Source organism: Vibrio rotiferianus (assembly GCF_002214395.1).
Classification (GTDB): Bacteria; Pseudomonadota; Gammaproteobacteria; order Enterobacterales; family Vibrionaceae; genus Vibrio; species Vibrio rotiferianus.
Genome location: NZ_CP018312.1, coordinates 2671405 through 2683883 on the forward strand (window position 1 = coordinate 2671405; position 12479 = coordinate 2683883).

10 protein-coding genes and 1 other RNA gene are annotated in these 12479 nt (G+C 46.6%); all 11 read right to left on the reverse strand.

Translation table 11 applies throughout. The annotated features are described in order from the left end of the window. Positions 1 to 17: 17 nt before the first annotated feature. The 11 genes from murG to rsmI all read right to left on the reverse strand — a co-directional run bounded on the left by murG (position 18) and on the right by rsmI (position 12449). Entirely contained in the window at positions 18 to 1085 is a 1068-nt protein-coding gene (murG, locus tag BSZ04_RS21455; RefSeq protein WP_088881332.1) for an undecaprenyldiphospho-muramoylpentapeptide beta-N-acetylglucosaminyltransferase, read from the reverse strand. Next, the gene (gene ftsW, locus BSZ04_RS21460; RefSeq protein WP_010445860.1) at positions 1072 to 2268 is read right to left on the reverse strand and encodes a cell division protein FtsW; all 1197 of its coding nucleotides are present in this window, start codon (positions 2266 to 2268) and stop codon (positions 1072 to 1074) included. The genes murG and ftsW overlap by 14 nt, the downstream gene beginning before the upstream one ends. Before the next feature lie 18 nt (positions 2269 to 2286). Next, positions 2287 to 3600: a UDP-N-acetylmuramoyl-L-alanine--D-glutamate ligase gene (gene murD / locus BSZ04_RS21465; RefSeq protein WP_088881333.1), complete on the reverse strand. Its 1314-nt coding sequence runs from the start codon at positions 3598 to 3600 to the stop codon at positions 2287 to 2289. 49 nt (positions 3601 to 3649) lie between these two features. Continuing rightward, positions 3650 to 4732, reverse strand: a complete 1083-nt coding sequence (mraY, locus tag BSZ04_RS21470) for a phospho-N-acetylmuramoyl-pentapeptide-transferase (protein WP_010445856.1) — start codon at positions 4730 to 4732, stop codon at positions 3650 to 3652. After that, on the reverse strand, positions 4732 to 6096 hold the full coding sequence (locus tag BSZ04_RS21475) for a UDP-N-acetylmuramoyl-tripeptide--D-alanyl-D-alanine ligase (protein WP_088881334.1): 1365 nt from the start codon (positions 6094 to 6096) through the stop codon (positions 4732 to 4734). Before BSZ04_RS21475 ends, mraY begins: the two co-directional genes overlap by 1 nt. Then, on the reverse strand, positions 6093 to 7574 hold the full coding sequence (murE, locus tag BSZ04_RS21480; RefSeq protein WP_088881335.1) for a UDP-N-acetylmuramoyl-L-alanyl-D-glutamate--2,6-diaminopimelate ligase: 1482 nt from the start codon (positions 7572 to 7574) through the stop codon (positions 6093 to 6095). Before murE ends, BSZ04_RS21475 begins: the two co-directional genes overlap by 4 nt. Before the next feature lie 54 nt (positions 7575 to 7628). Further along, a complete protein-coding gene (locus BSZ04_RS21485) occupies positions 7629 to 9413 on the reverse strand; it encodes a penicillin-binding transpeptidase domain-containing protein (protein ID WP_088881336.1) in 1785 nt (594 codons plus the stop codon). Further along, positions 9410 to 9727: a cell division protein FtsL gene (gene ftsL, locus BSZ04_RS21490; RefSeq protein WP_010445849.1), complete on the reverse strand. Its 318-nt coding sequence runs from the start codon at positions 9725 to 9727 to the stop codon at positions 9410 to 9412. The genes BSZ04_RS21485 and ftsL overlap by 4 nt, the downstream gene beginning before the upstream one ends. Before the next feature lie 5 nt (positions 9728 to 9732). Continuing rightward, positions 9733 to 10683: a 16S rRNA (cytosine(1402)-N(4))-methyltransferase RsmH gene (rsmH, locus tag BSZ04_RS21495; protein ID WP_010445846.1), complete on the reverse strand. Its 951-nt coding sequence runs from the start codon at positions 10681 to 10683 to the stop codon at positions 9733 to 9735. A gap of 190 nt (positions 10684 to 10873) precedes the next feature. Next, positions 10874 to 11302: RNase P RNA component class A (rnpB, locus tag BSZ04_RS21500), an RNA gene on the reverse strand. A gap of 283 nt (positions 11303 to 11585) precedes the next feature. Beyond that, positions 11586 to 12449 carry a 16S rRNA (cytidine(1402)-2'-O)-methyltransferase gene (gene rsmI / locus BSZ04_RS21505; protein WP_010445844.1) on the reverse strand — a complete coding sequence of 288 codons (864 nt, stop codon included), beginning with the start codon at positions 12447 to 12449 and terminating at the stop codon, positions 11586 to 11588. Between the last annotated feature and the right edge of the window lie 30 nt (positions 12450 to 12479).

A 12479-nucleotide genomic window follows, 5' to 3' on the forward strand; every position in this document is an offset into this window, starting at 1 on the left:
CTATTCTCAATAATTCGTTAACGCTTTTCGGTCAAAGCGACAATGGCCTGTGCGACAACTTTGTCTGCGTTCAGTTTTGCAGCGCTACGCGCTTGTTCAGCCATTGTAAGTAAAGCTTGTCGATCCAATTGTTGGATCTGCTGAGTCAATGCCTCAACAGTTAAATCTGGTTGTTCTATCATTTTTGCAGCGCCGCAATCTACCAGATGGTCCGCATTCAAAGCTTGCTGACGGTCTTTATGCATAAATGGAACAAAGATGGCACCGACACCTGCCGCCGATACTTCAGAAACGGTTAGCGCTCCTGAGCGACAAACCAAAAGGTCAGCCCATGCATACGCTTGTGCTACGTCATCAATGAACTCTGTTACTTCTGCATTAGCCACACCATTGGCTTGGTATGCCGCATTCACTTCTTCAGCAGAACCTTTACCTGCTTGATGACGAATACAGTAATCTTCGCCTAATTTCGCCATTACTTCTGGCAGAGTTTGGTTAAGAATGCGTGCGCCTTGGCTGCCACCCATCACCAAAATACGAATTGGACCTTGTCGCTCTTGCATGCGTGTAACAGGAGCATCGAGCTGGGTCACATCTTCACGAACGGGGTTACCGACTACTTCCGCATTTGGGAAAGCACCGGGGAAAGCTTGGAATACCTTCTTCGCTATTTTTGACAACCATTGGTTAGTGAGGCCTGCCACGGCATTTTGCTCATGCAAAACCACTGGAATACCACTCATCCAAGCAGCAATACCACCAGGACCACTAACGTAACCGCCCATACCAAGCACTGCATCTGGCTGCCAGCGCTTCATATGAGCACGAGCCTGCATGACGGCATTGATGATCTGAAATGGTGCCGCAAGAAGACGCTTAACACCTTGACCTCGTAGACCTTTTACTTTGATAAAATCAATTTCAATACCATGTTTCGGCACTAAATCGGCTTCCATTCTATCCGCGGTACCCAACCAGCGAATTTCCCAGCCTTGCTCTTGTAGCTGCTTCGCTACTGCAAGACCTGGGAAGACGTGACCGCCAGTACCACCGGCCATCACCATCAAATGTTTATTTTTCTTCATCGACTTGTTGTTCTGATTCTTTCTGGCCGCGCTTCAAGCGGCATTCGTGATCGATTCGCAGCAAGATTGATACTGCTACGGACATGATAATAAGACTCGAGCCACCATAACTTATCAGCGGCAGAGTAAGACCTTTGGTTGGAACAATACCGGCAGCGGCGCCAACGTTAACCAAAGTCTGAAAAGCAAACCAAATACCGATACCAAACGCGAGGTAACCACCAAACATTTCACCTTCTTCGAAAGCACGTTTGCCAATGTAAACTGCTTTAAGTACCAAGCTAAAAATCAGCATAAGGACCAAGACAACACCAACAAAGCCTAGCTCTTCCGCCAATACTGCAAATACGAAGTCGGTATGCGCTTCAGGTAGGTATTCGAGTTTTTGAATTGAGTTCCCCAGACCTTGACCAAACCACTCGCCGCGACCAAACGCCATCAGCGACTGAGTGAGCTGGTAGCCACTACCAAATGGATCTTCCCAGGGGTCTAAGAAAGAGGTTACACGTCTCATCCGGTAAGGTTCTATAAGAATCAACCCGACAACCGCCCCAATACCAGCAATCATCAATGCTAAGAATTGAGTCAGTTTAGCCCCTGCGATAAATAGCATGCCAAAGAGGGTCACCAACATTACGACGACTGTGCCTAAGTCTGGCTGGCCGAGCAGTAATACCGCTAAGAATGCAAACACCATAATTGGCTTCATAAAGCCACCAAAGAAGGTTTGCCTTACTTCTTCTTGCTTACGTACTAGATAGCCAGACATAAAAATAAACAGCGATAACTTAGCGACTTCCGCTGGCTGTAAGTTAAATAGCCCTAAAGGAATCCATCGCGATGCGCCATTGACCGATTTACCCGCCAGTAACACAATGATGAGTAACGCAAATGAAATGCCTAGTAAGTAGTGACTGCGCTTAAACCATTGTTCTAACGGTATCTGAAGGATCACACATGATGCACCCAACGCAAGCACCAAGAACGTGGCATGTCTAAACATGAAATGGAAAGGCTGATCAGTCAGGCGCGAGCTGATTGGAAATGATGCCGAAGTCACCATCACCAAACCCGTTAACATCAAACCCAGCGCAATCCAAACAAGCTGGCGATCAAAGAGCGCCTCTGGAGCAGGATGCTTAAGCCAAGTGCCAATGCTGCGTTTAACGTTACCTAAACCCACGAAGTGTGTAACCTTTAATTATGCGTATTTATTAGCAAGAGCTGCAAATGCATCACCTCTTGCCATAAAGTTATCGAATTGATCAAAGCTAGCACAGGCCGGAGACAGCATCACCATATCACCCGTTTTTAACTGCGAAGATATTTGCTGAATCACATCTTCCATAGTATCAAAGCGAGTTGCTGATTCATGCAATGGCATAAACTCATCACCATCTGCGCCAAAACAACACAGTTGCAAGTTAAGTGTTGCGAAGATCGGTTTTAGTGGAGTGAAGTCCGCACCTTTACCAACACCGCCAACAAGCAAATACAGTTTACCTGTCGACTCTAGGCCAGAAAGTGCAGCCATAGTGCTCGCGATATTAGTTGCTTTAGAGTCATTCACCCATTTTACGCCCCGATTATCCGCAACCACTTGGCATCTATGTGTCAAACCAGTGTAAGTTTTCAGTGCATTCAAAGCGTTATAATAATCAACGCCTGCAGCTTTCAGCAGCGCAAGTACAACCAATGCGTTAGCAAGGTTATGCTTTCCGACAAGCATCAACTCATCGCTGGCGATAACACGCTGACCATGATCAAGCAGCCAAGTTCGTTGACCATCAGACTCAAGGCCGTAGGCTTGATCATCGCAGCCAAACGTGACAATTGGCATATCAACATCAGGGAAAGTTTCTTGATCATCACGGTTCACGATGGCCAGTTCAGCGTTGTCAAAAATACGCAGCTTAGCTTGTCGGTAGTCCGCCATGCCGTCATACCGATCCATGTGGTCTTCCGAAAGGTTTAGAAACGCCGCCGCTTTAAGCTTCAAACTTGATGTGGTTTCTAGTTGGAAGCTCGACAGCTCAAGCACATACAAGTCTGCGTCTTGTTCTAGCAAATCGAGAGCAGGAACACCGATATTACCACCGACACCGACCGTTAAACCTGCAGCTTTCGCCATTACGCCAGTGAGGTCGGTAACTGTGCTTTTACCGTTCGAACCAGTAATCGCAATTACAGGCTTATCGACTGTCCAAGCGAAGAGTTCGATATCACCAACAACCTGCGTGCCTTTGGCAAGAACCGCTTGGATTTCTGGTGTTGCTAAGGCGATCCCTGGGTTGGTCACAACTAAGTCGGCTTCTGCAAGCCACTCGGTATTCCAACCACCACTGTGCAGATCAACTTGCTCAGGTAAACGCTCAGCACTAGGAGGCGTAGCACGCGTATCGATAACTTTAACCGTCAGTTGCGGCTGTGTTTTTGTTAGGTGTTTAACGACAGAGAGCCCGGTAATACCGAGCCCTACAACAACGACCTTATGTATGTTTTGCCAACGTTCCATATTCGATCACAAAATTATAGTCTTTCCAAACAGTAAGCCTGTCCAAAAATTAACGAACTTTAAGTGTTGCTAGCCCAATTAAGACAAGAACAATAGAAATAATCCAGAAGCGTACAATAACACGAGGCTCTGGCCAGCCTTTCAACTCGTAGTGATGATGAATTGGCGCCATTCGGAAGATACGCTGCCCACGCAGTTTGTAAGAACCGACCTGCAAGATTACCGATAATGTTTCCATTACAAACACACCACCCATGATAACCAGAACGAGCTCTTGGCGAACCAGTACTGCAATCGTACCAAGTGCTCCACCAAGTGCTAGTGAACCGACATCACCCATGAAAACCTGGGCAGGATAAGTGTTAAACCACAAGAAACCTAGGCCAGCTCCAACAATCGCCGTACAGACGACAACCAATTCAGAGGCGTGAGGAAGGTACGGAATATGTAGATACTCTGAGAAATTGATATTACCTGTTGCCCACGCAATCACAGCAAAACCAGCAGAAACCAAAACCGTAGGTAAGATCGCCAAACCATCTAGACCGTCGGTCAAGTTCACAGCATTACTCGTACCAACAATCACGAAATAGGTCAGGATTATGTACATCAATCCTAGCTGAGGCATGATGTCTTTAAAGAATGGCACCACCAGCTGAGTAGCAGCAGTGTCTTTACCGTATGCGTACAGTGCGAACGCGACAACAAACGCGATCAATGACTGCCAAAAATACTTCCAACGAGCGACTAGACCATCTGTGTTCTTACGAACAACTTTTCGATAATCATCAACGAAACCAACAGCCCCATAGCCTAATAACACGGTTAATACCGCCCATACGTAAGGGTTAGATAAGTCAGTCCAAAGAAGAATGGTAATAGAAATTGCAGCCAAAATCATGATACCACCCATTGTTGGAGTACCACGTTTGCTAAAGTGAGATTCTGGACCTTCGTTACGTACGACCTGACCGATTTGCAACAACTGTAGTCGCTTGATCATGATTGGCCCCATCCAAAGAGATAAGCCAAGTGCAGTTAGTACGCTTAAAATCGCTCGGAAAGAAAGGTATTCGAACAATCGAAAGAAAGAAAAGTATGGCTGTAGCAGCTCGGCAAGCCAAATAATCATTAAAAATACTCCTTCAAAGCAGCCGCTATTTTAAACATTCCCGCACTGTTTGCACCTTTAACCAGAACGGTATGGTTGTCAGAACTAGCGAGGGTAAGGTGCTGCTTGATGTAGTCAATCATCGCTTCATGTGTTTCAAAATGAACGCCGGAACAAAGGTCACTAATAACCTTTGCATCACAGCCATACGTCAACACATGTTCAAAATTTTGTGGGGCAGCATGTTCTCCGACTTGACGATGAAGTGCAAGACTTTCGTCTCCCAATTCCGCCATATTGCCCAAAATCAACCAACGTTGGCCTTGAAACGTACCAAGAAGATCAACGGCGGCTTTCATTGCCGGAACACTTGCGTTATAGCTATCATCGATCAATTTAACGTGAGCATTAAGTTGCTCAACTTCAACTCGGCCTTTTACTTTACTTAAGTTCTTCAGACCAGCTTGAATATCCTCGACCTTCGCGCCCATATTAAAAGCAATGATGGAAGCAGCGATGGCATTTGCAACGTTATGCTGACCGATAATACCCAATTCAATTGAGAAGCTCTGCTGCCGAGGTTGATCATGGAGAACAAAGCTCGCTTCTCCTGAGGTATTTAAAACGATATTAGACGCATAATAGTCAGCATTTGAATGATTTTGTGAAAATGTAATGACATGTTTGTCAGACAATACCTCTTTCCACATTACCTCACCCTGACTGTCTAAATTTACGATCGCGACACCGTTTGATGGCAAGCCCTGATAAATCTCACCTTTAGCTTGCTTAACGCCATCGATTGACCCGAACCCTTCTAGGTGGGCAGCAGCCACATTATTAACCAACGCAATGTCAGGATTGACGAGTTGAGTAGTATAAGCAATTTCACCAGTATGGTTTGCTCCTAACTCAATCACAGCGTAGTCATCTGACGGCTGAGAACGAAGCAGTGTTAGTGGCACACCGATATCATTATTAAAATTGCCAGCAGTAAACAACACTTGGCCTTTTGACTGAAGAATACTCGCCACCATCTCTTTCACTGTCGTTTTGCCACAACTGCCAGTGATCGCGACGGTTGGGGTTCCACACTGCTTATGAACCCAGGCAGCCACATCACCCAACGCGACCTTACTATCGTCAACAACGACTTGAGGTACATTCACATTAACACGCTTTTGTACCAATAATGCGCCCGCACCGGACTCCACCGCTTGGTGACAAAAATCGTGAGCATCAAAACGTTCTCCAACCAAAGCAACAAATAAAGCACCTTGTTCGATAGCTCGAGTGTCGGTCGAAACAGACTCAATAGATAGATCATTGCCAACCAGCTCACCGCCGGTGATGTCCGCAATTTGAGAAAGCATTACTGTGATCATGATGAAAGCCCCAATAGTGTCATGGCTGACTCGCGGTCAGAGTAATGGACGGTTCCAGAATTTAGAATTTGGTAATCCTCATGGCCTTTACCCGCCAGAAGGATAATGTCTTGCGAAGAAGCATGCTCAAGGGCGTAAGACAACGCTTTAAAACGGTCATGCTGCACAATCGCCTCAGCCGGTTTCGTTAGACCAGCCAGCATGTCTTTCATGATCAGCGCTGGATCTTCACTGCGAGGGTTGTCATCAGTAAGTACAACTTTGTCACCCAAACGTTCGGCGATTTCCGCCATCATCGGGCGTTTACCCACATCGCGATCGCCACCGCAGCCAAAAATTGCCCACAGTTCACCTTGACAATGAACACGCAGAGCTTGTAATGCTTTCTCTAGTGCATCTGGAGTATGCGCGTAATCCACCACCACTTTTGCATTACCACTTGATTGGAATAATTCCATGCGCCCTAAGACTGGCTGCAATTGGCTTGCTGTCGTTAGTAAATCTTGCTTATAAAAACCGAGGCTAAGCAGCGTTGAGAAGGCCAACATCAAGTTCGCCGCATTGAACTCGCCAATAAGCGGCGCATGCAAGGTTCCTTCACCAAACTTGCCATCAAATTCAATCGTAATACCAGATTCCGCATACTTGATGTGGTTTGCATATACGCTCTGAGAAAATTCTGTGGTTGGTTTAAGTGATACAGCAAGCGCGTTGTTCAATTTCTTCGCCCATGCAGCTCCTACTTTGTCATCGACGTTGATGATCGCGTGGGTGCACTGATGCTGAGTAAACAAGGTGAGCTTCGCGTTTGCATACTCTTCCATCGTGCCATGGTAATCCAAGTGATCACGACTTAAGTTGGTAAATACGCCCGCCGCAAAAGATAACGCTTTAACGCGACCTTGAATCAAACCATGAGAAGAAACTTCAAGCGCTGTGTATTGCGCTTTTTGCTCCGCTAGAGAAGATAATGTCTTTTGAATTTCGACCGCATTACCGGTGGTGTTTGCAGCTTCTTGTAGGCTATTGAGGAAGCCATTGCCAGTAGTGCCCATGACTGCCGCTTTTGAACCAATTAAATCAATCCATTGTGCAATGAGCTGAGTGATGGTGGTTTTACCGTTTGTGCCAGTGACACCGATCAAATCCATATTTGGGTAAGGATACAAATGACCAGCAATTTCAGATAAGCACTTGTCCAACGCGTCGAGATATATCACGGGTACGTCATCAACAATCTCAATCATGCCATGCGTTTTTAGGTCACATGCTTGAGCAATAACCGCATTTGCACCTTGTTCAATTGCTGCTGGGATAAACTTACGTCCATCCACAACGTGGCCAATAATGGCAACAAAGGTAGTGCCTGATTGGACTCTACGACTGTCGAGTTCCAATTCAGAGACAATAATCGACGACAGGCTGGAGCAATCAACCCAATTTGAAAGCAGCGTGTCCATACTGATGGCTTTAGTCATATCTGTTCTCCGAGCTACAGCCCAACTCTTAATGCTATCGCAGCAGGTTAACACCTACTGCTGGAATTTATTTTCGTCTGGGGCAACATTAAGGATTTGTAATGCGCCCTTCATGATTTCCGAAAAGACAGGCGATGCGACTGAACCACCATAGTAATCATCACCTTGCGGTTCGTTAACAATCACCACTAATGCAACTCGCGGATCACTCACGGGTGCGAGGCCTGCGGTATACGTAATGTATTCATCACTGTAACCACCAGCGGCGGCCTTACGTGACGTACCTGTCTTTGCTCCAACTCGGTACCCAGGCACCGCAGCTCGACGAGCTGAGCCACCTTTCTGAGTCACGGTTTCGAGCATATCCAGAACTTGACGAGCATGTTCTTTACTGACCACCTGGCGAGACATATCTCGATCGTTGCTCTCGATAATATGAATAGGCTCGTACTTACCTAAATTCCCCAATGTCGCATAGGCATGAGCAAGTTGAATTGGAGTTATCGACAAGCCGTAACCAAAGGCAATGGTGGCACGTTCAATTGGAGACCAACGCGTTCTGGTCGGAAATATACCAGTTACCTCACCAACTAGGTTGAGCCCTGATACCTCACCGAGACCAACCGAACTATACAGTCCAAGTAAGGCTTCTACTGGCATCTGCATCGCCAACTTAGTCACACCAATGTTACTCGACTTCTTAAGAATTTCAGTCAGGCTCGCTTTGCCAACTTTCGATACATCTCGGACTCGACTACCACCTAGCTGAAGGATGCCGTTCCCGGTATCGACAATGGTATCCTTGTCAGCAACACCGTTTTCAAGCGCTGCAAGAATAACAAATGGTTTGATCGTTGAACCAGGCTCCATGGAATCGGTAATAATGCGATTACGCATCTTATAGCTCTGCCAATCACTGCGGTTGTTTGGGTTGTAAGACGGTGCGTTTACCATGGCTAATACTGCGCCCGTTTTAACATCTAACATAACTGCAGAACCCGATGTCGCCCGATGGTCAGCGACCGCTTGCTTAATTGCGCGGTATGCGATGGCTTGTAGTCTTTGATCGATCGTTAACTGTAGAGGCTTACCTTCTTCCTTTTCCTCTAGAGAAATATTTTCAACAACTCGTCCGTATCGGTCTTTTCGAATTGTTTTTTTGCCAGCTTCGCCTGTAAGCCATTTATCATAACTACGCTCAACCCCTTCTAGGCCGTGTCCGTCGATACCCGTAACGCCCACAAGGTGTGCACTCACTTCCCCTGCTGGATAATAACGACGTGATTCTGACTTAAGCCCAACGCCTGGCAACTTCAACTCACGAATGTAGTTTGCCATCGCTGGGCTCACTTGGCGTTGCAAGTAGATAAAACGGCGCTTTTCGTTCTTTTTGATTTTTTCAATCAATCCTTGGCGATCTAAACCCAGTACGTCCGCTAAGGCGTACCAGCTCTGAACTTGGTCTAGCGCTTTATCTTTGAAAATTGTAGCAGGATCGGCCCAAACGGCTTCAACAGGTACACTGACAGCAAGAGGCTCTCCATTTTGGTCAGAGATGATTCCTCGAGCAGATGGAAGAGACTTAACGCGCACAGAGCGTAAGTCACCTTGTTTGATCAGGTTATCTGGCTCAACAACCTGTATGTATGCAACTCGGCCAACCAGCAGTGCAAAAGCACAAAAAACGAAGAATAGTAAGAGGTGAAATCGCCATCGAATTAAGAACGGGTTATCGACTGTTTGAGGAGAACTCGATTTAGTCAATGTGTCTTTCTTATCGACCTTTGGCTTTGAGGAGGAAGTCTTCCCTTGCTTAGTCTTGGTTTTCTTTCCAATCATTTTAGTGTGATCACCACTTCTTTATCGCCATCAGGACGCTTCATTTCTAACTCTTTTTTAGCTAGGTCTTGAACACGACTGTGCTCTGCGAGCGCGGTCTCCTCTAGCATCAAGTTACGCCACTCATTATCTAAACGTTCTCGCTCAACTAAAGTGAGATCTTTTTCTGTAATCGCTTGGCGAGCGTGATGAGTAGCAAAAACCACCCCCATTGCAGACGCAAATATCAACAACATCAGCAATAAGGACCATCGACCAACGGTTATCAAATCCATTGCGATCAATTTAGCGAGGTTAGGAGTGGTTTTCGTCATGATTATTACAGTTTTTCTGCAATACGAAGAACTGAACTACGAGATCGCGGGTTCATCTCAATCTCTTGCTTGGTAGGCTTAATCGCTTTACCAATAGGCTTCATGTTCGCGCTACCAAGTGCACGAATTTGCTCTTCTGTCATCGGGATCCCATGTGGCACTTCAGGGCCTTTACTTTCTTTGCGGATGAAGCGTTTTACCATGCGGTCTTCCAACGAGTGGAAGCTGATCACTGACAAACGACCTTCTGGTGCCAGAATGCTCGCAGCGCCTTTCAGTGCTGTATCAATTTCTTCTAGTTCACTGTTGATGTAAATACGGAATGCTTGGAAAGCACGAGTCGCTGGGTGCTTTTTCTCTTTGAAACTTTTTGGCGCCGCATCTGAGATCAATTTTGCTAACTGACCAGTACGAACCATTGGCTCGTTCTCTTCATCTTCACGGTATGCCACGATTGCTTTTGCAATACGACGAGCATGCTTATCTTCACCAAACTCACGAATCACCCAAGTAATATCATCTAAGTCGGCTTCCATTAGCCATTGAGATACGGGAATACCTGATGTTGGGTCCATACGCATGTCTAGCGGACCATCTTTCATAAAGCTAAAACCACGTTCAGCATCATCGAGTTGCGGGGAAGAGACACCAAGGTCTAGCAATACACCGTCCACTTTACCAACAAGGCCATACTCTTCTGCGTATTTCGCCATACCTGAGAACGGGCCATGAATGATGGTGAAGCGCGGGTCGTCGATTTTTCCCGCTTCAGCGATTGCCTGCGGGTCACGATCGATGCTGTATAGTCGGCCGTTTTCACCTAGTTTCGACAAGATTGTTCTGCTGTGACCACCACGGCCAAATGTTCCATCGATATAGGTACCGTCGGGTTTGATAGCCAAGCCATCAATGGACTCATTTAATAACACAGAGATATGTTGGAATGTTTCGGTCATAGCTTTCTCGTTGAATGATCTTGAAGCGATTTCTAGGGCATGTAGACCTAGTGTACTGATTTCCCACATCATCGCCACTACAAGTCTAAAGTTAGACGTGATTCAGCGCCAAGTTTATTGGTAATGACATAGTTTGCGTCAATAAAATGCAAAAAACCCATCACTACCGAAGTAATGATGGGTCTCGAATAGGTGGAGCCGACACATAAGCCGGGTTCTGTTCCGCTTGCGCGGCGGTAGCCATTCGTCTAGGCCAGCAATCACTCACTGGCTCGAGCAACCTACCCGCCTCCTTACGCGAGCAACGCAATGTGGAGGCCTATTTGGTCTTGCTTCAGGTGGAGTTTACCCTGCTACGAACTATTACTAGTCGTCCGGTGCGCTCTTACCGCACCCTTTCACCCTTACCTGTGCCCTAGGGCCATCGGCGGTCTTCTCTCTGCTGCACTTGTCGTAGGCTTGCGCCCCCCAGGCGTTACCTGGCACCTTGCTCTATGAAGCCCGGACTTTCCTCCCCTTTGTCAGTCTCCCGAAGGACGTCAACGTCAGTCTCCCAAAGGGACTTCGACGTCAGTCTCCCGAAGGACATCAACAAAGCAGCGACTACCCAGTCAGCTCCGAGGGCGGATTGTATAGAGTTATCCCCTCAGAGTCTAGTGAGATCACAGAAATGCTGAAAACGGTCGGTTAAGTGGTCAAAAAGGCAGCGTTCTAAAAGCAGAGCGCTCCCGAAGCGCCAGCTTCCATAAGCAAAAGGGGAGCCGCGTTAACGACTCCCCTTATCAATCTTATCTAAACAACTCTGAAAGCTAACGACTCTTGAAAGAAACTACTAAAGCCCACTTCTCGGCCCTCGCCTCTCGAAGCGAAGTATTCCTGAAGTGTCAGCGTTCTGAGAGCTTCTAGCCCAGATTCTCTAAACCCCACTTATACAGTGCGTTTTTCTTTAGGCTATAGATCTCTGCGGCAAGTGCTGCGGCTTTCTTCAATGGCAGCTCTTTCGTCAAAATACCCAGCGTACGGGTTGCTTCATCTGGCAACGTATCTTCGGTTGAATCACGGTGACCGTGGATAAGCAGCACCATCTCACCGCGCTGTTGGTTGTCATCACTCTTGACCCACTCAATCAGTTCACCTAGAGGCATTCCTTGAATGGTTTCAAAGGTTTTCGTTAGCTCACGCGCCAAGACAACTTCTCGTTCAGGACCAAGAACGTCTAACATATCTTGTAGAGAGTCTAAAATACGGTGTGGTGACTCATAGAAGATACAAGTGCGTTCCACTGACGCAATTTCCAAGAACTTGTCTTTACGACCTTTGCTTTTCGGTGGTAGAAAGCCTTCAAAGCTGAAACGATCTGATGGTAAACCAGAAGCACTTAACGCAGTGATGACTGCACACGCACCAGGAAGAGGCACAACTCTTACGCCCGCTTGACGACATTTTGTGACCAAATGGTACCCTGGATCGCTAATTAGTGGCGTTCCAGCGTCAGAGACTAAAGCAATAGACTGACCTGAAAGTAGTTTTTCGACCAAGGCTTGCGCTTTTTGCTGCTCATTGTGATCATGCAAAGCAAAAGTTTTAGTTTGGATATTGAAGTGAGACAGTAATTTGCCCGTATGTCGAGTATCCTCTGCGGCAATGATGTCCACATTCGACAGAACTTCGATAGCGCGTTGTGTGATATCCGCTAAATTTCCGATTGGAGTCGGTACGATGTAGAGAGTTGGCCCCTCATTTGGCAACTTATTTTTATCTGTCATTTGTTTAGCATCACTTCAACGATTAATATA